The sequence below is a fragment of the Kribbella sp. NPDC003557 genome (genome assembly GCF_040610805.1).
Classification (GTDB): Bacteria; Actinomycetota; Actinomycetes; order Propionibacteriales; family Kribbellaceae; genus Kribbella.
Genome location: NZ_JBEXMY010000006.1, coordinates 15,882 through 38,758, shown reverse-complemented (window position 1 = coordinate 38,758; position 22,877 = coordinate 15,882). Strand labels below are relative to the sequence as shown.

The window sequence follows — 22,877 nt, the reverse complement described above, 5'->3', positions numbered from 1 at the left end:
AACGGCTGGGACGAGTACGTTGGATTCATGAAGGGCGATCGGGTCGAGATCGTCGTCGACACCGGCAACGGCACCTCGTCGTACGAGATCACCGCCACCAAGGCCGGCCGCCGCGTCGAGATCACCACCAACCGCAGCGTCACCGAGGTGGCCGAGGTGACCCGCTCCGGCACGCCGATCCGCACCGCCCGCTTCCTGTCCGCCCGCGTGATCGCCCTCGTGGAACACCCTGCCGGCGAGCCCTCGCCCGACGGATCGCGTGATGAACGTTGACCAGGTCGTCGTCGATGCCCGCGGCGTGCGGCTGCCTGGTGAGCTGGCGGTGCCGGCACCTGCCGCCGGTCTGGTGATCTTCGCGCACGGCAGCGACAGCAGTCGCCACAGCCCGCGGAACAAGTACGTCGCGCACGTCCTCAACCGGGCACGGGTCGCCACGCTCCTGTTCGACCTTCTGACGCCGACGGAGGCTCAGGACCGGCGCAACGTGTTCGACATCCCCGCGCTGGCCGACCGGCTGCGGGCGGCGCACGACTGGGCCGGGCGGCGGCTCGACCTCTCGGTCGGCTACTTCGGCGCAAGCACGGGCGGTGCTGCGGCGCTCTGGTCGGCAGGCAGCGGCTCCGACGTACACGCCGTCGTCTCCCGCGGCGGACGCGTGGACCTCGCCGCCACCCACCTGGCCGACGTCACGGCCCCGACGCTACTGATCGTCGGCGAACTCGACTTCGACGTACTTCGCCACAACCGCGACGCCCAGCAACAGTTGCACTGCCCGAACCAGCTGGAGGTAGTCCCCAACGCTACCCACCTTTTCACCGAACCAGACACCCTCGAACGAGTGGCAGACCTGGCCCGCGAATGGTTCCAGACCCACCTGCACGGATGACCTGGCCGACCGAGCAGGACGAGCTGATCGCGCGGCAACTCGAGCTGGCCGCGCTGCGACCAGCGCTGTGGAATCCGCCGGAGCACTTGCTGATCGGCGCTGTCTGGATCTGCTTCCCGCGCGGCCTGAGGGGTTCTGGTGCTGCGGGCGATCCCGCTTGGGCGGCCGCGGTGGTTCAGACCGGCGGCGAGGCTGACGGCCGGGACCTGCGTCGCAGGCGCGAAGTTGTCGGACAGGAGTTGCGTCGTGGCCGTGCGTCCGGCCCGTACCTGCCGGGGCTGCTGGCGCTGCGTCCGGGCCCGCTGTGCGAGTACGTCGTACGCCGCCTCGTACCCGCACCCGATGTCCTGCTGCTGGACGCCACCGGGGCGGATCACCCGCGCCGGGCCGGCTTCGCCACGCACCTGGGCGCCGTACTGGATCTCCCCACCATCGGCGTCACCCACCGGCCGTTGATCGCGACCGGACCGTGGCCGGCAGACGAGCCCGGCGCGACCTCGGCGCTCGCGATCGACGGCGAGCAGGTCGCCACCTGGCTCCGGACGAAGCCGGGCGCTCGTCCGCTTGTCGTCCATCCGGGCTGGCGGACCGACCTCGCCACCGCCGTACGAGTGATCAACCTGTGCAACGCCGGCCGCCGGACGCCCGAACCGCTGCGGCGTGCCCGGCAGGCGGCGCGGTTGCTCAGAGGACCTTGAGGCCGTACATCTCGCCGAGCGGGTCCGAGATCAGCTCGATGCGGGCGCCGTCGGGGTCGCGGAAATAGATCGACGTACCGCTCTCTTCCAGGTACTCGACGCCGGCCTCGTCCAGGCTCTGCTTCAGCCGCTCCCACTGCGCGGGCTCGACCGAGATCGCCAGGTGGTGCAGCCCGCCGAGCACCTCGGCGTACGGCCCGAGGTCGAGTCCGGGGAAGTCGAAGAACGCGAGCAGGTTGCCGTTCCCGATGTCGAAGAAGAAGTGCGTCGACCCCTCGTAGTCGCGGTTCCCGACCATCTCGGTCAGCGGGAACCCGAGCACGTCCTGGTAGAACCGCACCGTCCGCTCGACGTCCGCACTCAGCAGTGCGGTGTGATGCAGGCCACGCGCCGTCGACGGACCGCCCGGCTTCAGGTACGCCGACCTGATCCGGTCCCGCTCGGCTTCGATCGTGGGCAGGTCGATCTCGGTCATCCACTCCCCCTCAGATCCGGAAGAACACGTTCAGGTACCGGTCGGCGACGGCCCGGTCGCCCCGGATGGTACCGGCGTTGCTGCGGCCGAACGCGGTCAGGACGAAACTGCCCGGGTCGAACTCGATCACCGCCGGCAGTCCGTCGACGTCCCCGGCCGCGTAGTCCATCCCGTCCGGACCGATCGTCACGCGGGTGTCGCCCGCGTTCGGACCGCTGGTGATCCGGATGCCGAGCTCGCACGGGTCCTTGGCTCCGGTGGTGTACTTCCACAGCACGAACATGAACGGCACCAGCAGGTCGGCGGCCTCCCCGGACAACCCGTGCGCGCGGCCGGTGCCCTGCCGGATGTCCCAGGAATGGACGCCGTAGTCCATCAACTGGAACGCCGGATAGAAGAACGCCGGCAGCGGCCCCATGTAGAAGTGCGGCACCGTGAACCCGGCCCAGTCGTCCGGCCCGAGCGCGTCGAACATCCCCATCATCTTGTCGAAGTCGGTCCGCAGCCGCTCGATCAGTTCGTCCTGCGGCACATTGCGGAGCCCGAGCGCCTGCTTGTCGACCCGCTCGGCCATCCCCGGCAGCCCGTACGCCGCGGGCACCTCGGTGTGCGACCGGGCCGCGTCGAACGCCACGAAGTACGACTCGGTCGTGTCCGTGAGATGCGCCACCACGTCGCGCACTTCCCAGTGCCCCGCCCCGGTCGGCGCCTCCCAGACCCCGTCCCGCTCCACCATCCCGAAGAACAGCTCCGCCTCCTCCCGCACCACCCGGAGCATCGTCTCCTTACCCTCGTAGGCCATGCCGTTCCACGCGTCCACGACGTCCTCACCTCCGCCCCAGAGGCCACTCCTTGAATTTCAAACTACGCCCCCGACACGCCACCGTCACCACCCCAACGCCCCGATGTGAATTCCACCCCTGGAGTTTGCTACTGTTCTCCGGTCGGCACCGCCCAGGCGGTAACGACCACTCGTCCGGGTGGCGGAATAGGCAGACGCGCTAGCTTGAGGTGCTAGTGCCCGTTTTAGGGCGTGGGGGTTCAAGTCCCCCCTCGGACACGCAACTTATCCACACGGTCGGCCAATGGGTCGACTTCCACGTCGAGCTTCTGCTCGACGTGGTTGTATGTCAGCGCCAATCTGAGCGAGGCATACAGCTCCCCTAAGGGCTCGGGACTCGCTCGGTCCAGTGCCCTCGCGATGTCGCCGAACTGGTCGATGTACGACTCGAGTTCTGCCCGACTGATCTGTCGCTCAGCTGGAGCCGCCGACAGCTGAGCCTCGGCCGCTTGCTTCTCCGAGGCGGCTGCGTTGTATCGCTCGCGTAGTTCGTCCGGGTCCCAGCCTGCATCTAGCGCACGTCGAAGTTTCTACATCGCGACCTTGGCTGCCACCACGCGATCCGGCAGCTGCTCGATGCGGGTCAGATCGCGCTCGACCGAGTCGTCTGCCTCCAAATGTCTCGTCACAGTCTCGTCACGATGCATCGGATCGAACAGCGACGCGATCCACCTGTTCACCGCCGGCGTGACGAGATCCTCTCGAAGATAGATCTGCGGCGGACGGGCAAGAGCCGTTGCCGAGCCAGGCTCCAAGGTCCGGGAGTTGCAGCGGTAGTAGATCGTGTCCTCGCGCCGGGCGGCGCCCTCCATCTTGCGAAGGCACATCCCACACTTGATCCGGCTGCGGAACATCTAGACCCGCTCCTTCGAGACTCTGTGCCGCTCCACAGCCGACCAGCGCTGTCGCCCACCCGATCGGCGCCTCCGCTTCTCGAGTTGAGCCTCCGTGAAGACCTCAACCGACACGATCGCCGGATGCGCCGGCTGCCGCGACCGAACAATCTTGGCCCGCGGCGACCGCCGGAACTTCACAACGTAGCCCACGGCAACATCATCCGGGTCCAGCACTCCTCGACCTTCTGCCACCGCCCATAGACCGCAGAGCCGGTGTAACGGGATTCTGTGGCCAGCCAGGCCTCCTTGCGGACGACGGGGCCGGGGATGGCGGCGCGTTGCCGGTGTCCGGCAGGCAACGTGGTCGCGGTTGGCCGGTGGTCGGCCTATCAGCGTCCGGTGCGACGCGGGATGGTTGGCCTCAGGCCGCCCTGCCTCGTGGGATGTGGGAGGGCACGCACTTGCTTACCGGCTCCCGGCCGGTGTGATGCAAGGAGGATTCGCATGACGCATCTCAGCCAGGCCGTCGCGGGTGGCGGCGACCGCGGACGACGCCAACGGGACGACACCTTCCAGGTTGAGCTCGAACAACAACGGCAGTTCCGGGTCGAACAGCTCGCCGACTTGACCAGGGACGCGACGACTCGTTGAGGTCACCTCGACCTTGATCGCCGCGGCTGCTGCAGCCCTGAACGACATCGACGCGGTGCTGGGGCGCATTCACGCGGGTTGTTACAGTCTGTGTTCGCGCTGCGGTCGCGCCATCGCACCGGAACGCCTCAAGGCGCTGCCGGTGGCGAGTCTGTGTATGGAGTGTCAACACGCCAAGGAGTCCACCGTGCAGCCAACGGAGCGTTTGCGCGCGTCGGACATCTCGCCGGCACAAGACTCGACCGCCGAGCCGCGAGGCGGCGAGCCGTCCGTGCGAGACATCGTTGAGGTATGGGGCTTCAGCTCCTTTCCAGCCAGCGATCCACCGGCCAACTGGTGAACCAAGCAGAGCCCAAGACGTCTGACAGCTGAGCAGCTCCCGGAGGAGCGCCGACGGAGTACCAAACCTGTGCTGCTGCATGCGGCGCCGGAGACAATCGATGACCGGCCTGGTCGAGCGAACGGCTGCACCAGCAGCAGGAGCCAGCAGCAGACGGTCAGGCCGGGTCGCGGTGAAGTGGCTGACCACGACCGACCACAAGCTGATCGGCCAGCTCTACCTCATCACGTCGTTCAGCTTCTTCGTGATCGGCGGCGTGATGGCGCTGCTGATCCGCGCCGAGCTGGCCAAGCCGGGCCTGCAGATCGTGAACGAAGAGGTCTACAACCAGCTCTTCACGATGCACGGCACGATCATGCTGCTGCTGTTCGCGACCCCGCTGTTCGTCGGCTTCGCCAACGTCATCATGCCGATCCAGATCGGCGCTCCGGACGTCGCGTTCCCGCGGCTGAACATGTTCAGCTACTGGCTGTTCCTGTTCGGCGGCCTGATCACGATCAGCGGCTTCTTCACCCCGGGCGGCGCGGCCGACTTCGGCTGGTTCGCCTACGCCCCGCTGTCGAACGCGGTCCGTTCGCCGGGCATCGGCGGGGACCTGTGGATCATGGGCCTGTGGATGGCCGGTCTGGGCACGATCCTCGGCGCGGTCAACTTCATCACGACCGTCATCTGTCTCCGCGCTCCAGGTATGACGATGTTCCGGATGCCGATCTTCACCTGGAACGTCTTCATCACCTCATTGTTGGTGCTGATCGCGTTCCCGATCCTGGCCGGAGCGCTGCTCGTCCTCGAAGCAGACAGAGCCTTAGGAGCACATGTCTTCGACGCGGCCAATGGCGGGCCGATACTCTGGCAACACCTGTTCTGGTTCTTCGGGCATCCCGAGGTGTACATCATCGCGCTGCCGTTCTTCGGCATCGTCACCGAGATCCTGCCGGTCTTCAGCCGCAAGCCGGTCTTCGGCTACATCGGCCTGGTCAGCGCGACCCTCGGTATCGCGGTCCTCTCGGTCGCGGTGTGGGCACACCACATGTTCGTCACCGGCGCGGTGAACCTGCCGTTCTTCTCGTTCATGACGTTCCTGATCGCCGTCCCGACCGGTGTGAAGTTCTTCAACTGGATCGGCACGATCTGGGGCGGGTCAGTCTCCTTCGACACCCCCATGCTCTGGTCGATCGGCTTCCTGACCACCTTCCTGTTCGGCGGTCTGACCGGCGTGATCCTGGCGTCGCCGACCTTGGACTTCCACGTCACGGACACGTACTTCGTGGTCGCGCACTTCCACTACGTCGTCTTCGGCACCGTGGTGTTCGCGATGTTCGCCGGCTTCTACTTCTGGTGGCCGAAGTTCACCGGGCGGATGCTGGACGAGCGGCTCGGCAAGCTGCACTTCTGGCTGCTGTTCGTCGGCTTCCACACCACGTTCCTGGTGCAGCACTGGCTCGGCGTCGAGGGCATGCCGCGCCGCTACGCGTCGTACGGCGCCAACGAGGGCTTCACCACGCTGAACGAGGTGTCCAGCGTCGGGGCCTTCATCCTGGGCGCGTCGATGCTGCCGTTCTTCTACAACATCTACAAGTCCCGCAAGACCCCGCTGGTCGGCGTCGACGACCCGTGGGGCTGGGGCCGGTCGCTGGAGTGGGCGACCAGCTCGCCGCCGCCGCGCCACAACTTCGTCAAGCTGCCCCGGATCCGCTCGGAGTCCCCGGCGTTCGACCTCCACCACGCCGACATCGCGCTGGCGGAGTACCCGGACAACCGGGCCGGCGAGGACAACCTGCTGGACGCAGGTGAGGACCAGGGCCGCGTCGACCACCTGCAAGACAGCCCCGGACACCAGCAGCAGGCCGAGGAGCCCGCCGACGACAGCCCAACCGATTGACCAGCGCAGGCTCAGTTTCGGTCCGTACGGCTTCGTCGCTGAGGAGCCGCCGAGGCACCTCGCTGACGGGACTTGGGTCGGGCGGTTGCGTCGAGAGTCTCGAGGATTCCGCGATAGGCCGCGTCGAAGTTCGCGACGCCGTTGTCCTCCAACGTCTGCCCGACCGTGTCCATGTCGATGCCGAGTGCGGCCAGTTGCTGCAGCAGCCCGCCGGCATCTCGTACGTCCTTGTCCACGGTGCGCCCCAGGACACCGTGATCCTCGAACGCGGCGATGGTTGCTTCAGGCAAAGTCGTTACCGAGTCCGGACCGATGAGTTCCTCGACGTAGCGGGTGTCACGGTCCGCCGGGTTCTTGGTGGATGTCGACGCCCACAGAGGCCGTTGGACGTCCGCGCCCAGGTGTGCCAGCCGCCGCCAGCGCGCGGTCGAGAACTGTTCGGAGAACAGCCGATAGGCGAGCTTGGCCTGAGCGACGGCGGCCCGGCCTCGTAACCCCAATGCTTCGTCGGTTCCCAGCGTCTCGAGTCGCCGATCGACTTCGGTGTCGACGCGACTGATGAAGAAGGACGCGACGCTGGAGACCGTCGCGGGATCGCCATCGTCGGCGGTGAACTTCTCAAGCCCGGTCAGGTAGGCCTCGATGATTTCGGCGTACCGCGGAAGGGAGAACAGCAGCGTCACATTGATGCTGGCACCCTCGCCGGTGAGCGCCTCCACGGCACGGACACCTTCGGCGGTCGCTGGCACCTTCACCAGCAGGTTGGGCCGGTCGATTCGTTCGCGTAGCCACCTGGCAGCGGCGATCGTCGCCCGGACATCGTGGGCGAGATCAGGAGCGACCTCGACGGACACGAATCCGTCTCCGGAGGCGCTGGCATCGAACACAGGACGCAGAACGTCGAGCGCTTCGGTGGCGTCGGAGGCGACCAGTTCCCAGTAGGCGTCGTTCACCGAGCGGCCCGCCGCGATCAGCGACGTGAACTGCTCGTCGTAGTCGTGCGAGCTGGAGATGCCGCGGGCGAGGATGGTCGGGTTCGCGGTGACGCCGCGGATTCCTTCGTCGACCATCCTCGCCAAGGTTCCGTCCCGCAGATAGCCGCGGTTGAGGTTGTCCAGCCACGGGCTCTGTCCGCAGTCGGCGTGGAGATGTCGCAGTTTGGACATCGCATCCCTGTCTCCCTGGGCCATCGGCCCGTCGCGGCCGTCACGTTGCGCAGTTCGCCTATTGGTCCGTGTCATGCAGCAGTGCGTTCCAGTCGATGCGTGCGCGGCCGACGGCACCGTCGCCCAGGACATACCGGGTGGGGTCGCCGGCGGCTCTGGGACCTGACGCCAGCCACGCGGCCAAGCCGTGCGCATTACGGCGCTCGATCTCGTCGAGATAAGTCCTTCGCTCCTCGATGATCCTCAGCCGCTGCGCAGGTGACCCGGCTCGTTGGAGTGCTGAGAAACTTGCCCGCCACGCCAGACAAAGATCGTCGTCGGTCAGTGCGGACGCTACGACGGGAGGCGCCGGCAGATCGTTGCGCTCGCGCGCGGGAATCGACAGTGACGAGCGATCGCCGGGTGACGGTGGGGTGGGCTGCGGTGCCGGCTCAGAAAGGTGACCATGCTCACGGAGCCAGTGAACACAGTGGCTGATCACGTACGGCGAGCCGCCGGCCATTGCCACCAGTAACAGAACCGCAGTCGGAGCACCGAGCAACGTGCCGATGCCGATGAACGCAAGAGCCCCGGCGCCGGTGAGGCCCGCGCTCCGGGCGGCTATTCGTCGCTTGTCTCGAGGAAGCCGGGTGGTGTCTTCGGGATCCAGAGCGACAACCGCGACGCCCCATCCGGTGAGGACCGCGCAGACGAGCACCATGATCATCACGGTCAGCGACCAGGTGAACGCCACGATCAACCCGAGAACACCGACGATCCCGCAGAGGCTCAGCCAGCCCGCACGGTAGATCCTCATCGCAGATGTCGGTGACCAGCCGCCGGATGAAGGGTTCACGGAGACCTCCTGAGGAGTGCCGGCCGGTTCAAGAGATCCTGGTCTCCTGCCCCGGCCCTGCGCGCAAACGCCCCTTACTCGCCGTTCACAGTGCGTTCTCCGAGTTCGAGGTGTTCGTACGGTTACGACTGTGCCGCGCACCTGTGGGAAGCAGTACGGCGCCGATCGGCGAATCTGGGCCCTTCCTGATGGCCGACGCCCGGCAACGAGAGCCGTCGGCTAGACGTGTGCCGGGACGCCGGAAGGAAGGTCTCTCGTGGGCCACTCGAGGAGGCGTGCGCCGAGCACGGCGATGTGCAGGGTGAACCGCTGCTGTGGGTCACCTGGATCGTGACTGGTGAGCTCCTTGATCTTGGTCAGCCGGTAGGTGACTGTGCGGACCGACATGTTGAGCCGCCGGGCCGCCTCGGTGGCAACCTCGCCGGTAGCGAAGTATGCCTCCAAGGTCTGCAGCAATGGCTCAGCTCCTCCCCGCGCCTGCGTCAGCGGGACCAGCACGGCATGTATGAGATCGACGATCGCGGCTTGGTCACGGACCAGGACCCGGTAGACGAGCATGTCGCGTGCGTCGACGACCGGCGCCTCGAGGTGCAGCCGTTCGGCCAGCGTCAACGCCTCACGGGCCTCCTCGTACGAGCGCGCGATGCCATACGCGCCGGGGTACGGACGGCCGGAAGAGACGCGCCACACGCGCCCGGTCCGGTGCCGGTGCAACGCATCGTGGATCAGTTCCCCTGCGCCTTTGGCCACGGTCCGCGGCGCCGTTGACGGCACGCCCGCAGGGATGAGCACGACCAGGAGGCCGTCTTTGGTGGCGACCAGCACCTCGCGATCGCCGAAGCGGTCGAGGATGAACCGCTCGAGCATGCTCGTGGCAGTGTCGCCGTCAGCCAAGCCATCCCCGGGGACCGCCAGGACGACCTGGTGAGGCCGGCCGAGGTCAAGGCCGAACGGTTCGGCACGCTCGACGATCCGGGAGACGTTCGCGTCGCCGCGGAGCAGGTCATCGACCAGTTCCCTGCGAAGCGCCTCCTCCTGCCGGACCAACTGCTGCGTCGCGGCCTGGTAGCTGTCGACCAGGACGGCGATCGCTTCTCCGACGACGCGTAATACGGTCTGGGCCGACGCTCTGACTGTGTCGCGGTCGCGGTACGGCACGACGTCGGGCAGGTCTCGCCACATCCGCCAGGCCGCAGACAAGTAGAGATCGACAACCCGTCCGGCCGGGATGCCCTGCTCGGCGGCCCGCCTCCCGAGTTCACGCACTATCGCCAGCTCCTGGTCGCGCGGCCGCCTCCCGGAGATCGCGGCGTCCGCGAGCAGGGTGAGGTACTCGACCAACAGCTCGAGCGGCGCCTGTGAATCGCCGGCGGCCGCCTCGGCGATCGCGGTCAACCAGGCCTCGTCGGCGCTGTTGTCAGCGCCGGATCCCGGCCACTGGACTCTCCCGGACGCAGTCATTTCACTCCCTCCCCCCGGCGGAATCGTTGCCGAGGTGCGGTGCCGTCAAGTAGAGCACCATTGCCGGGCGTCGGCCATTAGGCCGGTCACAGGTTCGCCGAGGATGTCAGTACCTGTCGCGCCGCCGGGACGGCACAGTCGAAACCGCAGGAGCACCCGGAGCTGAAGCGGAGCGGCGAGATGACGAACACAAGTACTCTGGGTTCCCGTGGCTTCCGGCCCGTCCTGGTCGGCGTCGACGGCTCGGTATCCGCGCAGGGCGCGCTCGCCTGGGCCGCCGCGGCGGCCGCGTCTCGCCGGTGCCCGTTGCGCATCATTCACACGTTCATGTTGCCGCTGCTCGGCAGTGCACCGGACATGACGGCAGTCGGCGACCTTACCCTCCGGATGCGTTCGGCCGCCGAGTGGACTCTGACCGAAGCGGAAACCTACGCGCGGGACATCGCTCCCAAAATCAGGATCACTCGTGAGCTGTTCATCGCCGGTGCAGCGCCGACGTTGCTGAGCCAGGCACAAGACGCCGAGCTGCTGGTCGTCGGCAGCCGGGGCATCGGCGGCTTCCGCGGCCTGCTGGTCGGATCGGTGAGCGCTGCCGTGGCCGCGCATGCACCGTGCCCTGTCGTCGTCGTTCATCCGCACCGATCCGGTACGGCGTTTTCCTCGTTTCCCACCGGCCGGGTCGTGGTCGGCGTCGACGGCTCCGAGGTGTCAGCTGCGGCGATCCGGTTCGCCTACCACGAGGCTGTTCGTCGCCACATCGGCGTCACGGCCGTTCACGCAGTGCCACAGAGCCGGCAGCATCCGCAGCTCAGCGTCCCAGCACACATCGCCGAGCAGGTCGAACAGCAACTGTTCGCTGCGGCGATGGAATGCAAAGAAGGCCTCCTCTCCGGCATGGACGTCGACTTGAAGGTGGTGCGCGCCCATCCGGCCCAGGCGCTGATCAACGAGTCCGAGGCCGCAGAGCTCGTCGTGGTCGGTTCCCATGGCCACGGTGGTTTCACCGGGATGTTCCTGGGCTCTGTCAGCCAGGCTGCACTGCAGCACGCCGCCTGCCCCGTGGCGGTGGTGCGACCCCACTGGACCGGGTCCACCAGGTCCCGGTCCACGACTCGCCCCAGTCTCCAGATCACGACCGCGAGTCGCCATACAGAACTGAAGGAACTGCCATGACGTCCAACCCGCGCAACCTGCCGGCAAGCCTGGGGCTGCACAGCCAACTGTTCGACCTCGACCCCTCAGAGACCCAGGAGTGGCTGGAATCCCTGGACCAAGTGGTTGACCACGCCGGCCGAAACCGGGCCAGATACCTGATGCTCAGCATCCTGCAACGGGCCCGGGACCGGCGCGTCGGCGTGTCGAACCTGCGCAGTACCGACTACCTCAACACGATCGCTCCGCACGCCGAACCCGACTTCCCCGGAGACGAGCACATCGAGCGGCGAATCCGGGCCTACAACCGCTGGAACGCCGCCGTCATGGTGCACCGGGCGCAGCGGCCAGGCGTCGGCGTGGGCGGACACATCTCCACCTATGCCTCCGCGGCCGCCCTGTACGAGGTCGGCTTCAACCACTTCTTCCGCGGCCACGACTCGCCCGGCGGAGGTGACCAGATCTACTTCCAGGGACACGCGTCCCCCGGTATCTACGCACGGGCGTATCTCGAAGGACGGCTCAGCAGCGACCAGCTCGACGGCTTCCGCCAGGAACTCTCGCACACAGGCGTTGACAGCGGGCTGCCGTCGTACCCGCATCCGCGGCTGATGCCGGACTTCTGGGAGTTCCCGACCGTGTCGATGGGACTGGGACCGATCAACGCGATCTACCAAGCCCGCTTCAATCGGTACCTGCACCACCGTGGCATCAAAGACACCAGCCGGCAGCGGGTCTGGGCGTTCCTCGGCGACGGTGAGATGGACGAGCCTGAATCCCTCGGCGCGATCGGTGTCGCGGCCCGCGAAGAGCTCGACAACCTGACCTTCGTCGTCAACTGCAACCTGCAGCGCCTCGACGGCCCCGTCCGCGGCAACGGCAAGATCATCCAAGAACTGGAGTCGTACTTCCGTGGCGCCGGCTGGAACGTCATCAAAGTGATCTGGGGCCGCGAGTGGGACCCGCTGCTCGCCGTCGACACCGACGGCGCGCTGCTCAACCTGATGAACACGACTCCCGACGGCGACTTCCAAACCTACAAGGCAGAGTCCGGCGCATTCGTCCGGGAGCACTTCTTCGGTCGCGACCCGCGCACCGCAGCCATGGTCGAACACCTGTCCGACAGCGAGATCTGGAATCTGAAACGCGGTGGCCACGACTACCGCAAGCTGTACGCCGCCTACCGGGCCGCGACCGAACACACCGGACAGCCGACGGTGATCCTGGCCAAGACCATCAAGGGCTGGACCCTCGGATCCCATTTCGAAGGCCGCAACTCCACACACCAGATGAAGAAGCTCACCCTGGAAGACCTCAAGGGCTTCCGGGACAGGCTGTTCCTCGACATCCCCGACAAAGACCTCGACGCGGTGAAGCCACCGTACTACCGGCCGCCGAAGGGCTCCCCCGAACTGGAATACCTGCACCAGCGACGCCGCGCATTGGGCGGCTACCTGCCAAGCCGCCAGGTTCGGCACAGTCCACTCCAGCTAGCGAGCGAGGCGGCGTACGAGGTCTCCAGGCGTGGCTCGGGTCGGCAGCAGGTCGCCACCACGATGGCGTTCGTCCGACTGCTCAAGGAATTGATGAAAGACCCGGAAATAGGGCACCGCTTCGTGCCGATCATCCCCGACGAGGCCCGCACCTTCGGACTGGACTCCCTCTTCCCGTCCAAGAAGATCTACTCGCCGCACGGACAGAACTACGTGTCGGTGGACCGGGAGCAGATGCTGAGCTACCAGGAGGATATCCGCGGTGTTCTGCTTCACGAGGGCATCACCGAAGCCGGCTCCGCCGCGTCCTGGACGGCTGCCGGTACGTCGTACGCCACCCACGGCGAGCCGATGATTCCGCTGTACATCTTCTACTCGATGTTCGGGTTCCAACGCACCGGCGACGAACTATGGGCCGCCGCGGACCAGATGACCCGGGGCTTCCTGCTCGGCGCCACCGCCGGTCGCACCACCTTGAACGGCGAAGGGCTGCAGCACCAAGACGGCCATTCGTTGCTGCTGGCATCGACCAACCCGGCCTGCGTCGCGTACGACGCCGCCTACGCGTTCGAGCTCGGCCACATCACCGCCGACGCGCTCCGGCGCATGTACGGCGAACCGCGATCCGGCGAGGACCAGAACGTCTTCTACTACCTGACCCTTTACAACGAACCGATCCCGCAGCCGCCCGAGCCCACCGACGTAGACATCGATGGCATCCTCGCCGGCATGCACCGCTACTCCCCCGCTCCGGACGGCGACGGCCCGAAGGTACAGATCCTTGCCTCCGGCATCGCGATGCCCTGGGCAATGGAGGCGCAACGTCTCCTGCAAAGCGACTGGGAAGTCCAAGCAGACGTCTGGTCCGTGACATCGTGGACCCAACTACGCCGTGACGCGCTCGCCGCCGAAGAATGGACGCGATCTCATCCCGACAAGCCTTCCCGCGTTCCCTATGTCACACGGCGGCTCGCGGAAACCTTGGGCCCGGTCCTGGCAGTTTCGGACTGGATACGCGCGGTGCCCGACCAGATCGCTCCCTTCGTCCGCCGGCCTTGGACCTCGCTGGGGACCGATGGATTCGGCCACTCCGACACCCGCGCCGCACTGCGCCGCCACTTCGGCGTCGACGCGCAATCCATCGTCGTACGGAGCCTGCAACAACTGGCCGAATGCGGAGAGGTGGACGATTCGGTTCCGCGGCTTGCCACCATCACCTATCTGACTGGGGCTGGAGCATGCGGCCCCAGTGTCTCGCGGTGACACCCGCGTGTAACGCCCGCAGCGACCCGCCGCGGTCCGGGAGGAGATCATGACCAGAGCTCACGACGTCCGGCTGGAGGACTCCGACAGCCTCGTTGTCTACGCCGACTTCGCCGCACCGGAGTGCTACCTGGCCAGCCGCCGGGTCGACGCGCTGGTTGCCGCCGGCATCGCCGTCGACTGGCGGGCGGTAGAGCAGAATCCGAGACAGCCGGTGAACGGCCGGGCTCTCGTCGCGGACGACCGGACCGAGACGGAGAAACGCATGGCCGCCGTGACTGCGTTGCTGCTTCCTCGTGAGCAGCTGCCGTGGCAGTTGCCCCGTATGGTGCCCAACACCGAGGCGGCGGTCTCCGGATATGCAGAGGCCTACGGCGCGGAGGTCGGCGATGACGTGCGCCGGCTGCTGTACGCCGCGTACTGGGTCGACGGCTCCGACATCGGCAGCCCAGAGGTGCTTCGCCGCCGGCTTACCGGCCCGATCCTGCGCGGTCGGTCGACGTCCTCGCCGCTCCGCGATTCCGGCTACGCCGTGGCGGTGAGCCGCGGACCGATCACCACCAGCGCCTGGCGACGGATCCGCGTCTGGCGCGAGGAATGGGTCTACCTCGGTACCGGTGAGGTACCGACACTGGTAGCAGGAGACGGCTCACCGTCCACCGGGGAGGCGGCGCTGCGACGTCTGGAGAAGGAGATTCTCCGCGCGGGCGCCGAGATCGATCCGGACCTGCCCGATCCGGCGAAGTTTCCGGTAAAGCCGGTTCGGCCGCCCAAGACGTGGGTCTCGGAGGTCGGCGGGACCTGGAGCCAGGTCTGGAAAACCTGCCCATGACCGTACGCCTCCTCGTCTGAACCAGTGCTGCCGGAGCAGGTGCGCGACCTACGGTCCGACGGAGGGTGTTGCCGGTCATCGGCAGCCAGACCGGCTCGAAGTCAGCCGGTCAGGGGCCGTGCCAGTTCCTGACCGCAGGACGAGGATGAAAGCACATGAAGGCTCTGGAAGGAGCGGCTCATGCGCCAGTGAAGGGCGTACAGCCCGCACAATCGCCCGGTCGTGCCCGTCCGCAGCGAACGATGGAAGTCTCAACGGAGAGAGAAATGATCGTCCTCTATCTACTACTCGCAGCGACGGTTGTCGGCCTGATCGGGGCGAGTGCGTGCATCCGCGTAGTCAAGCAGTTCGAGCGAGGCGTCGTGTACCGCTTCGGCCGAGTGCGCCCGACAGTCCGGCAGCCTGGTCTCGCGTTGCTGGTGCCGATCGCCGACCGGCTGCAGAAGGTCAACATGCAGATCATCACCATGCCCCTTCCCGCACAGGACGGCATCACCCGTGACAACGTGACGGTCCGCGTCGACGCCGTCGTCTACTTCAACGTGGTCGACCCGGTTCGAGCCGCCGTCGACGTCGAGGACTATGTTTCGGCCATCGGCCAGGTCGCCCAGACATCACTGCGGTCGATCATCGGCAAGAGTGACCTCGACGACCTGCTCTCCAACCGTGAACGCCTCAACCAGGGGATGGAGCTCATGATCGACAGCCCCGCACTCGACTGGGGTGTCCACGTCGAACGGGTCGAGATCAAGGACGTCGCGCTGCCCGAGACGATGAAACGGTCCATGTCGCGCCAGGCCGAGGCCGAACGGGAACGTCGCGCCCGCATCATCACCGCCGACGGTGAACTACAAGCCTCGGAGAAACTCGGCCAAGCCGCCGAGGTCATGACCGAACACCCATCCGCTCTTCAGCTGCGCCTGCTCCAGACCGTCGTCGAAGTCGCTGCAGAGAAGAACTCCACACTGGTGCTGCCGTTCCCCGTCGAGCTGCTCCGGTTTCTGGAGCGATCGACCCCACCGGAACCCACCACGGGAACCGGCGCCGACCACACACCGCCGACCAGATTCACCGCGACCCCGGCGATGACACCCGGACAACAGGCCCTGCACGTCCCCGAACCGGCTGCGGTCAAGGCGGTCGGGCCGCGAATGCCGTCCTGAGTCGGCAGGGCGGCCTCAGCGCCGGCGGCGGAGAGGAGCGCGGTTGTCCGTTGCCGCGCCTCCGCCGCCTGCGCTTCGGCCTCGGCGATGAGGTGATCCGCCCGCACTTGCGCTAGTGCCGCCTCATCGCGAGCTTGGTCCGCAACGCTCCCGGATGCTTGATCGGTACCTCTGAGACTGCCGGTACGTCGCTTCAGCGGGTACTGGCGTCCTCGGCGAAGGTCGGACCGCGCAGATTGCCGGGAATCGGCAATGGAGCAGCGGGCTTGAAACGCCACTTCGACGCATGCCCGACTCTCCTGCCGACGCAGTGCAGGAGACTATGAGAGTTTGTGTTGCACCACGACATACCTCGCCAGAACTAGGTGTTCCATCCCCGAGGGACGTGATCGCATGCAGCCTGACAACGTGTACGACCTGCGCTTCAGTGAGCAAACGGGCTGTCGCCATGGCCCGAGACCACAGCGGACAGCCTTGACTCTCCCGGGGTGGAGCGACCTCCTGGACCGTGAGCCATGAATGTCCACGACGTTCGGGTCCGCAGGGTCTACGACCAGGCTGCGTCCGACGACGGAGCCCGGGTCCTGGTGGATCGCGTATGGCCGCGCGGCCTGCGCAAGGACGCCGTAGTGCTCGATCTCTGGCTGAAAGACGTCGCGCCGTCAACGGAACTGCGGACGTGGTACGGCCACGTCCCGGACAGGTTCACGCAGTTCAGGGAGCGCTACCGCGACGAGCTCAAGGCAGAGTCCGCACGGCCGGCGCTTCACCACTTACACACCCTGGCCAAAGAGTCGACCTTGACGTTGCTGACCGCCACCAGGGACGTAGAGCACAGTCAGGCAGCGGTACTGGCGGAACTTCTCCGGGATACACGCTGACTTGGTGTGCGATCGTGCCGCTACGACGACCCGAGGCAAGACGCGTCACACGCAGCCTGGGGCCGTCAGACGTCGGCGCTGACCCGACCGATTCGGACTCGCCATTCATCCGGCCCGGACTGAAGGTAGTCCCAGCTGAACTCGCCCGCGTGCATCGCCTCGAACTCCCGGCGGAGCGGCTTGGGGTCATGGTTGTTGACCAGGATGAACGTCTCTCCGGGCGCCAGCCGCGTGTAGCGAGCGAGGACCCGCGGGTGCCGTCCACCGCGCGCGATCTGCCGTACATCGATGACCGCCGGCGCAACGCCGATCTCCTTCACGAGAGCGTCCTGAGCCTCCGCGACCACCGCCGGATGATCGACTCCGGACTGGTCAGCGAGCGCGGGCAGCACCGACTCCTCGATCCGCAGGTACAGATCCAATGCCCCCGCGATCATCGTGCCGATTCTGGCCGTTTCGCCGGAACTGGCGACAGCCAGATCGTTGATGTGCCTGGTAAGCGCCACGCTCGCGACTCGAAGTGCATCCACCAGTAGGCGCGCCTCGACCCGCCTCGATGCCGGCGCGTAGAGATCGCGATCGGCAGCAACCAGATACTCGCGCAGCTCGTGACGACAGAAGTCGACCAGGTCCGAAGCCAGGGCCGCCCCGCCCGCTATCGGCACCGTCGTCAGCTCCTCAAGGCGAGAGCGCAATCGCTGATGGTCCTTCCGCACCGCAGCTCCGGCGGTGAACGTCGGGTCGGTCTCGGTCGCCTGGATGAAGATCTCCGCAGCCGGCATGGGCGCAACTCTCCTTGGAAGATGTTTCGCATAATTATTACATGTGATATTTGTAGTAATACAAGTCTTCGATGAGGAGTCAGCTGTGACGTACGTGATCGCGTTGCCCTGCGTCGATGTGAAGGATCGCGCATGTGTCGACGAGTGCCCGGTCGACTGCATCTACGAGGGCGGGCGGTCGCTCTACATCCAGCCCGACGAGTGCGTCGACTGTGGGGCGTGTGAGCCGGTGTGCCCGGTCGAGGCGATCTTCTACGAGGACGACCTGCCCGAGCAGTGGAAGGGCTACCAAGCCGCGAACGCAGCGTTCTTCGAGGACCTCGGGACCCCGGGCGGGGCGGCCAAGCTGGGTGTGATCGACCACGATCATCCCCTCGTCGCAGCCTTGCCGCCGCAGAATGCGGGAAGCTGATCACCATGACCACACGTGCCCAGGACGACCGCACGAAGTCGCACCGAGCCACAGTGCTCGATGCTCTCCGCGCCTCCGACGAGCCGCTGGGCGTGACCGAACTGGCCGAGCGGCTCGGCGTCCACGCCAACACGGTCCGCTTCCACCTCGACGCACTGGTGGCCGAAGGTCTGGTCGACCGCAGCCGCGAACGACCCTCCGGTCGGGGTCGCCCTCGCACGGTCTATGCCCCCCATCCCGGGATGGACCGCGGAGGGCAGCGGCAGTACCAGTTGCTGGCCAAGATCTTGCTCGGCCAGCTGTCCACGAGTCCCGGAGGGAGCGCCTCAGCCGAGGACGCAGGCCGTAACTGGGGCAGGTACCTCGTCGACCAAGTCCCACCGTCGCATCAGCCCGACGCCACCGAAGCGCGGCAACGTCTGAACGCCATGATGACGGAGCTCGACTTCGCCCCGGAGACGGTCGGTCGCAAAGGCGACCGGATCAGGCTGCGACACTGTCCCTTCCTGGAACTCGCCGAGGAGTACTCCGCCACACTGTGCCCCTTGCACCTGGGCTTGATGCAAGGCGCGCTCAGTCATATCCGCGCGCCGATCGCGGCGACCCGCCTCGAACCGTTCGCAGAACCCGACGCCTGCCTCGTACACCTCTCCCCCGTTCGCAGTCCTGCGGCAGGCAAGCGGTCGCACCGGAGCACATGATGCACATCACCAGGATCGGCACCACACCGCGACGCCGAGCGCCGCTTCGTGGCGGCCCGACGATGGAAGTTCTCGTCGACGGCGACAGATCCGACAACGTCGCGATGGTCCAGGTGTGGATCCCTCCTGGCGGCGGCCTGCCCGAGCACGACCATGGACCGTCCGAGATCGTCCTGGTTCACCTGTCAGGCTCGATCGAACTCCGGCAGGGCACCATGCGGCACCGGCTCGCGCCGGGGGCTGTAGCCCATATCCCCATGGGCGAAAGGGTCAGCTTGAGCAACCCAGGCAAGGAGACAGCGACCATGATGATCGTCGCCTCGCCTCCCGAGTTCGTCACGCGGCTCGCCCGCTGGCCGGCCGCCTAGAGGCCATCGGCCTGAGCGCACCAGCCCCTGCATTCACCGAAACCTCACATCCAGGAGACGGACTTGAACCAGGCACCAGCTGCAGTATTGTGCGCCGTCATCTTCGTCTGGCTCGGAATGATTCTGGCGATCTCCTTCCTGGAAGCACCGCTGAAGTTCCGGGCCCCCGGCGTCACGATCCCGATCGGGCTCGGCATCGGTCGTCTCGTGTTCCGAGCGCTCAACCGGGCCGAAGTCGTGCTGGCGATGGTGGCCGTCATCGCGCTCGCCGCAGGACGCCCACCGGCCTCGGTGGTAGCGCTCTTCGCCACCGTCGTCGTGATCCTGACCGGGCAACTGACCGCCGTCCGGCCACGACTCAACCGGCGCTCCGACCGGGTGCTCGCAGGCGAGACCTCAACTCGATCGACGGTTCACCTGTCGTACGTCGCGCTCGAGACCGCCAAGGTGTTCGCCCTGACGGCGCTCGGCATCGTCCTTCTGACCACGTGACTCGCCGCCTGATCGGCACCGCTCACGCCACTGCGTGGTCAGCCAACGGTACGGACGGATCCGCCAGCCGGTCCGCGTCAACCAACTGGCGGCTGCGGATCACCTGCATCCCTGCGATCACTCGGTCGTCGAGCAGCCAGAAGGCATGGATCGCAGGTCAGCCGCGCCTGCGCAGCAAGCTCGGTGTGTCGCGCCGATACCCACGCCAGAGCTCGCCGCCGCGAGACACGTCCGTAGCCGGTTGAGTTGCAGCCCGTGCCTCTCAGCGATGCATCTTCTGTGGTTTGCCAGACTGACTCGCTACGGACGCAGAGCACAGGTACCTACAGCTATGCCCGGCGGAGGCCTCCGGTTGAGGTGAAGAACTGCTCGAGGACGGCAGCGAACGACTGCGGGTCGGCGACGTGGGTCTCGCCGTCGATGATCCGGCGCTCGGCGTCCGGTAGCGCCGCAGCGATCGCGTTGGCAGCTTCGTCGAAGAAGCCGGGCCCCAGGCCTTCGAGGTGCGGGTCCGGCCGTCCGCCGGTCGCAACGAGGACCGGTTGTGTGATGCCGACCAGCCGGGCGACCGGTGGCCGCCCGTCCCCGAGGCATGCCGCGTCGTACGCGAGCGTGGGAGCGAGCGCCTCGAGACCGGGCCAGAACGATGAGCCGCGTGCTCCCGCGATGCCCTCGTCGGACGACCCCGCGAGCCGCATGAACAGGTCGATGTCGGCCAGGGACGTCTCGGAATCGCTCGCGGCGAGGTCGCCGACCCCGACGCCGTCATCACCGCGGACGCACCGGTCCTCCAGTCCCTCGCGTTCACCGGCCGTCGCCTCCCGGACGCCGAACAAGCCGGCGAAGTGACACTCTCAGGCAGCCGCGAAGCAGCCGAACGCCTCTTGAACTGCTTCCCGACGTCCGCCCGGTCCTGATTCGTTCGTGGGCGGGCTAGGCGGCTGCTCGGGTTCGCCCTGGCCCGGGCTCAGGAAGAGCTGAGCCGGGCTCCGTGCGCATTCGGCGGCTCAGCGCGAGCACCCGCCCGCCAGCTTGGCCGCGAGCTCGGCCGCGGTCGCGAAGGCGTCTGCCACCGATTGCTGATGCGCGGCGAGCTTGTCCGCCAGCAGGGGGTCCACATCGGCATTGGCGAACTCTGCGTTCACGAATGTCACGTCGGTGACCCCGAAGTGGCCGTCGAAGAAGTCCCGAAGATATCGCTCCTGGTGATCCACGGCCGCGCGCGGCGCTCCGGGGGCGTAGCTCCCGCCACGCGACGAGGCGACGATGACCGACAGCTCCAATTTCGCGCGGGGAAAGGTGACCTGGTCGATCCAGGCCTTCAGCGCGGCAGGTATCGAGAAGTTGTACATCGGTACGCCGAGGAGCAGGACGTCAGCGGCGACCAGCTCGAACAGGAGCGGCTCGACGATCGCCCACGCGGCCCGCTGCCCTGCGGTCCGCGCAGTCTCGTGCAACCGTTCGGGCTCGGTGATCCCGTGCTCCTGGGCATAAGCGCAGAGCTCGGTCCACTCCGCCGTGATCTGCGGCACCGGATGCGTGGCCAGATCTCGGTAGGTATAGCTCCCGCCGGGATCAGCCGTTCGCCAGGCGTCGACGAACGCGGCCCCCAGCTTGCGGGAGTACGAGTCGGGACGTGCACTCGAGTCGATGTGCAGAAGGTGAGTCATGAAGGAGCTCCTGAGGTTGGGATGGGTGGCTCAGCGCGAGAGGTGAGGAAGGACTTCGGCCGAGACCCGGCGAAGCTGGTCGGCGAGGCGGGTCGGCGGAAACAGCCACAGCGCGACGGTGCTCGATCCGCCCGCCAGCAAGGCCTCGAGACGGTCGACGACCATCTGCGGTGTCCCCGCGGCGGCGTACTCATCGATCCAGTGATCCTCAACGGCGAGCGCTTCACCCGGCGCAAGGCCGGCCAGTCGCTCGAGAACCTCCGGGCCGTGTTTCGACTCCTGGACCAGCGCGGTGTGCGACTCGGCCCGCAGGAAGAAGCCGACCGCTTCGCGCACGGCGTCCCGCGCAACCGCGGGATCGTCGTCGACGGCTGCCAGCACGTACGTCGTGATCGGCGTGCCGGAGTCACCGACCCGGCTCTTCGCCCAGTCCAGATAGGTCAGCACGGAGAGCAGGACGCCGTCGGCGGCCGCGCCGGCGAGCTGCAGAGCACGGCCGTTGACGGCACCGATCCACAGTTCGGGCGGCGCGCTCGGCACGAACTCCAGCTGGATCTGACGGAAGGCATGCGGGCCTGCCGTGCGGTCGACAACCGCTCCGGACAACAACTCCCGCAGAGCGTCGTGGGTCTCGCGCACCGCCGTGAGCGGCCGGGATGGCAGGACACCCATCTGCTCCAGCCAGTGACCGTTACCCAAACCGACGGCCGCTCGAACGCGGCCGGGGTGGGTCCGCGCGAGACCGGCCAGCTCCATGGCCAGAACGGCTGGATGCCTCGTCACCACACTGGCCAGCCCCAAGCCTGCCGGCACATGCGTCGTCGCCGTGAGGAGCTGGGTCAGGCCCGACACTCCTCCGGTAAAGAAGCAGTCCTCCGAGAACCACACCTCCCCGAACCCCAGCCCCTCGGCAAGCACTGCCCCTTCAGCCAGTTGCTCCGGCGGCGTGAGGCTTCCGAAGACGACACCCACCCGGTTGCTGCGCTGATCGCTCACCGCTACTTCCTCCCAGGTTAATCGGACCGCAGTCCCGTTGGACTTTAACGGACTGCGGTCCGATTAACAACCGAGTGTGGCATACGAGCCGATGCCGAGCTGATAGGACCGCGATGTTGCGGCCAGCAATGAACCGTTTGGCGAGCAGCCGAACGTGCCCGGCCGAGGCCATGGGCAACCCGACGTCGCAGCGCGCCGGCGCACCAGTAGTCAAATCGATCACGGCGACCTCGACACGGGGCCTGATCTGTTCTGAACTCGCGATCAATGTGCCCGCAACCCCTTACGACCAGGGCCTTTTCAGAGCATACGAGCAGGTTGCGAAGCGAGCTCTTCGCGAACGCCAAGCACTGGCCGTGCGGAGTCCAGTGAGGATCCACCACATCTTCACCGAGACCCCGATCGGCACAAAGGTCCAGATCTACGGCGAGTACTAACCGCTCCTGTACTGGGCCTTTCCGCGTGCTGATGCATCGCCGGGTCGATCCTGGAGGCGCGATCCGCGAATTTCTGCGGATCAGGCCTCTGACCTGCGGTTTTGTGATCATCGGCACCTATTGATGATCGACGTTTGTCAGCGTCCCACGGAGCAGTGACGGAG

Annotated in this window: 25 protein-coding genes and 1 tRNA gene; 16 read left to right on the top strand and 10 right to left on the bottom strand. The window is 66.8% G+C overall.

Annotation, left to right across the window (positions count from 1 at the left end; genetic code table 11):
- Nucleotides 1–27 precede the first annotated feature (27 nt).
- The 3 genes from ABZW60_RS24850 to ABZW60_RS24840 are packed head-to-tail and all read left to right on the top strand — an operon-like array spanning nucleotide 28 to nucleotide 1,584.
- Nucleotides 28–273 (top strand): hypothetical protein, encoded by a 246-nt coding sequence (locus ABZW60_RS24850; RefSeq protein ID WP_355480578.1) that lies wholly within the window; start codon nucleotides 28–30, stop codon nucleotides 271–273.
- The gene (locus ABZW60_RS24845; RefSeq protein WP_355480576.1) at nucleotides 263–886 is read left to right on the top strand and encodes a dienelactone hydrolase family protein; all 624 of its coding nucleotides are present in this window, start codon (nucleotides 263–265) and stop codon (nucleotides 884–886) included. The genes ABZW60_RS24850 and ABZW60_RS24845 overlap by 11 nt, the downstream gene beginning before the upstream one ends.
- Entirely contained in the window at nucleotides 883–1,584 is a 702-nt protein-coding gene (locus ABZW60_RS24840; protein ID WP_355480574.1) for an endonuclease V, read from the top strand. The genes ABZW60_RS24845 and ABZW60_RS24840 overlap by 4 nt, the downstream gene beginning before the upstream one ends.
- On the opposite strand, the gene ABZW60_RS24835 is transcribed toward ABZW60_RS24840, so the two are convergent.
- On the bottom strand, nucleotides 1,571–2,059 hold the full coding sequence (locus ABZW60_RS24835; protein WP_355480573.1) for a VOC family protein: 489 nt from the start codon (nucleotides 2,057–2,059) through the stop codon (nucleotides 1,571–1,573). The two genes, ABZW60_RS24840 and ABZW60_RS24835, sit on opposite strands and share 14 nt — an antisense overlap.
- 10 nt (nucleotides 2,060–2,069) lie before the next feature.
- Complete coding sequence (locus ABZW60_RS24830) at nucleotides 2,070–2,879, bottom strand: maleylpyruvate isomerase family mycothiol-dependent enzyme (RefSeq protein ID WP_355480571.1); 810 nt, start codon at nucleotides 2,877–2,879, stop codon at nucleotides 2,070–2,072.
- A gap of 154 nt (nucleotides 2,880–3,033) precedes the next feature.
- Between ABZW60_RS24830 and ABZW60_RS24825 the strand changes: the two genes are divergently transcribed.
- Nucleotides 3,034–3,119, top strand: a tRNA-Leu gene (locus tag ABZW60_RS24825).
- A gap of 311 nt (nucleotides 3,120–3,430) precedes the next feature.
- Here the strand turns inward: ABZW60_RS24825 and ABZW60_RS24820 are convergent.
- Nucleotides 3,431–3,754: a zinc ribbon domain-containing protein gene (locus ABZW60_RS24820; protein WP_355480569.1), complete on the bottom strand. Its 324-nt coding sequence runs from the start codon at nucleotides 3,752–3,754 to the stop codon at nucleotides 3,431–3,433.
- Between the two features lie 486 nt (nucleotides 3,755–4,240).
- Here ABZW60_RS24820 and ABZW60_RS24815 point away from each other — a divergent pair, with 486 nt between their 5' ends.
- From ABZW60_RS24815 to ctaD, 3 genes are all read left to right on the top strand, one after another.
- Entirely contained in the window at nucleotides 4,241–4,387 is a 147-nt protein-coding gene (locus ABZW60_RS24815; RefSeq protein ID WP_355480568.1) for a hypothetical protein, read from the top strand.
- Nucleotides 4,388–4,442: 55 nt separating this feature from the next.
- Entirely contained in the window at nucleotides 4,443–4,727 is a 285-nt protein-coding gene (locus ABZW60_RS24810) for a TraR/DksA C4-type zinc finger protein (RefSeq protein WP_355481789.1), read from the top strand.
- 100 nt (nucleotides 4,728–4,827) lie between these two features.
- The gene (gene ctaD / locus ABZW60_RS24805) at nucleotides 4,828–6,609 is read left to right on the top strand and encodes a cytochrome c oxidase subunit I (protein ID WP_355480566.1); all 1,782 of its coding nucleotides are present in this window, start codon (nucleotides 4,828–4,830) and stop codon (nucleotides 6,607–6,609) included.
- An 11-nt stretch (nucleotides 6,610–6,620) separates the two neighbouring features.
- Here the strand turns inward: ctaD and tal are convergent, their stop codons facing one another.
- The 3 genes from tal to ABZW60_RS24790 all read right to left on the bottom strand — a co-directional run bounded on the left by tal (nucleotide 6,621) and on the right by ABZW60_RS24790 (nucleotide 10,071).
- On the bottom strand, nucleotides 6,621–7,775 hold the full coding sequence (gene tal / locus ABZW60_RS24800; RefSeq protein WP_355480564.1) for a transaldolase: 1,155 nt from the start codon (nucleotides 7,773–7,775) through the stop codon (nucleotides 6,621–6,623).
- A 58-nt stretch (nucleotides 7,776–7,833) separates the two neighbouring features.
- Nucleotides 7,834–8,571: a hypothetical protein gene (locus ABZW60_RS24795; protein WP_355480562.1), complete on the bottom strand. Its 738-nt coding sequence runs from the start codon at nucleotides 8,569–8,571 to the stop codon at nucleotides 7,834–7,836.
- Between the two features lie 258 nt (nucleotides 8,572–8,829).
- A complete protein-coding gene (locus ABZW60_RS24790) occupies nucleotides 8,830–10,071 on the bottom strand; it encodes a helix-turn-helix domain-containing protein (RefSeq protein WP_355480560.1) in 1,242 nt (413 codons plus the stop codon).
- Between the two features lie 180 nt (nucleotides 10,072–10,251).
- Here ABZW60_RS24790 and ABZW60_RS24785 point away from each other — a divergent pair, with 180 nt between their 5' ends.
- The 5 genes from ABZW60_RS24785 to ABZW60_RS24765 all read left to right on the top strand — a co-directional run bounded on the left by ABZW60_RS24785 (nucleotide 10,252) and on the right by ABZW60_RS24765 (nucleotide 16,855).
- A complete protein-coding gene (locus tag ABZW60_RS24785; RefSeq protein ID WP_355480558.1) occupies nucleotides 10,252–11,244 on the top strand; it encodes a universal stress protein in 993 nt (330 codons plus the stop codon).
- Nucleotides 11,241–13,979 (top strand): pyruvate dehydrogenase (acetyl-transferring), homodimeric type, encoded by a 2,739-nt coding sequence (gene aceE, locus ABZW60_RS24780; protein WP_355480556.1) that lies wholly within the window; start codon nucleotides 11,241–11,243, stop codon nucleotides 13,977–13,979. Before ABZW60_RS24785 ends, aceE begins: the two co-directional genes overlap by 4 nt.
- Before the next feature lie 49 nt (nucleotides 13,980–14,028).
- Nucleotides 14,029–14,811: a DsbA family protein gene (locus tag ABZW60_RS24775; RefSeq protein WP_355480554.1), complete on the top strand. Its 783-nt coding sequence runs from the start codon at nucleotides 14,029–14,031 to the stop codon at nucleotides 14,809–14,811.
- A 155-nt stretch (nucleotides 14,812–14,966) separates the two neighbouring features.
- Entirely contained in the window at nucleotides 14,967–15,974 is a 1,008-nt protein-coding gene (locus ABZW60_RS24770) for a slipin family protein (protein ID WP_355480552.1), read from the top strand.
- A gap of 515 nt (nucleotides 15,975–16,489) precedes the next feature.
- Nucleotides 16,490–16,855, top strand: coding sequence for a DUF488 family protein (locus tag ABZW60_RS24765; protein ID WP_355480551.1), 366 nt, complete (start codon nucleotides 16,490–16,492; stop codon nucleotides 16,853–16,855).
- Nucleotides 16,856–16,920: 65 nt separating this feature from the next.
- Here ABZW60_RS24765 and ABZW60_RS24760 read toward each other — a convergent pair whose 3' ends face one another.
- On the bottom strand, nucleotides 16,921–17,637 hold the full coding sequence (locus ABZW60_RS24760) for a DUF2249 domain-containing protein (protein ID WP_355480549.1): 717 nt from the start codon (nucleotides 17,635–17,637) through the stop codon (nucleotides 16,921–16,923).
- A gap of 85 nt (nucleotides 17,638–17,722) precedes the next feature.
- On the opposite strand from ABZW60_RS24760, the gene fdxA reads away from it, so the two are divergent.
- From fdxA to ABZW60_RS24740, 4 genes are all read left to right on the top strand, one after another.
- Nucleotides 17,723–18,049 carry a ferredoxin gene (fdxA, locus tag ABZW60_RS24755; RefSeq protein ID WP_355480547.1) on the top strand — a complete coding sequence of 109 codons (327 nt, stop codon included), beginning with the start codon at nucleotides 17,723–17,725 and terminating at the stop codon, nucleotides 18,047–18,049.
- 53 nt (nucleotides 18,050–18,102) lie between these two features.
- Nucleotides 18,103–18,750 (top strand): helix-turn-helix domain-containing protein, encoded by a 648-nt coding sequence (locus ABZW60_RS24750; RefSeq protein WP_355480546.1) that lies wholly within the window; start codon nucleotides 18,103–18,105, stop codon nucleotides 18,748–18,750.
- Nucleotides 18,747–19,118, top strand: a complete 372-nt coding sequence (locus tag ABZW60_RS24745; RefSeq protein WP_355480544.1) for a cupin domain-containing protein — start codon at nucleotides 18,747–18,749, stop codon at nucleotides 19,116–19,118. The genes ABZW60_RS24750 and ABZW60_RS24745 overlap by 4 nt, the downstream gene beginning before the upstream one ends.
- A gap of 63 nt (nucleotides 19,119–19,181) precedes the next feature.
- Complete coding sequence (locus ABZW60_RS24740) at nucleotides 19,182–19,610, top strand: hypothetical protein (protein WP_355480542.1); 429 nt, start codon at nucleotides 19,182–19,184, stop codon at nucleotides 19,608–19,610.
- Nucleotides 19,611–19,939: 329 nt separating this feature from the next.
- Here the strand turns inward: ABZW60_RS24740 and ABZW60_RS24735 are convergent, their stop codons facing one another.
- The 3 genes from ABZW60_RS24735 to ABZW60_RS24725 form a co-directional block, all read right to left on the bottom strand.
- Complete coding sequence (locus ABZW60_RS24735; RefSeq protein WP_355480541.1) at nucleotides 19,940–20,446, bottom strand: hypothetical protein; 507 nt, start codon at nucleotides 20,444–20,446, stop codon at nucleotides 19,940–19,942.
- A 171-nt stretch (nucleotides 20,447–20,617) separates the two neighbouring features.
- A complete protein-coding gene (locus ABZW60_RS24730) occupies nucleotides 20,618–21,280 on the bottom strand; it encodes an NAD(P)H-dependent oxidoreductase (RefSeq protein WP_355480539.1) in 663 nt (220 codons plus the stop codon).
- Between the two features lie 30 nt (nucleotides 21,281–21,310).
- A complete protein-coding gene (locus tag ABZW60_RS24725; RefSeq protein WP_355480537.1) occupies nucleotides 21,311–22,276 on the bottom strand; it encodes an LLM class flavin-dependent oxidoreductase in 966 nt (321 codons plus the stop codon).
- Nucleotides 22,277–22,877: the final 601 nt, after the last annotated feature.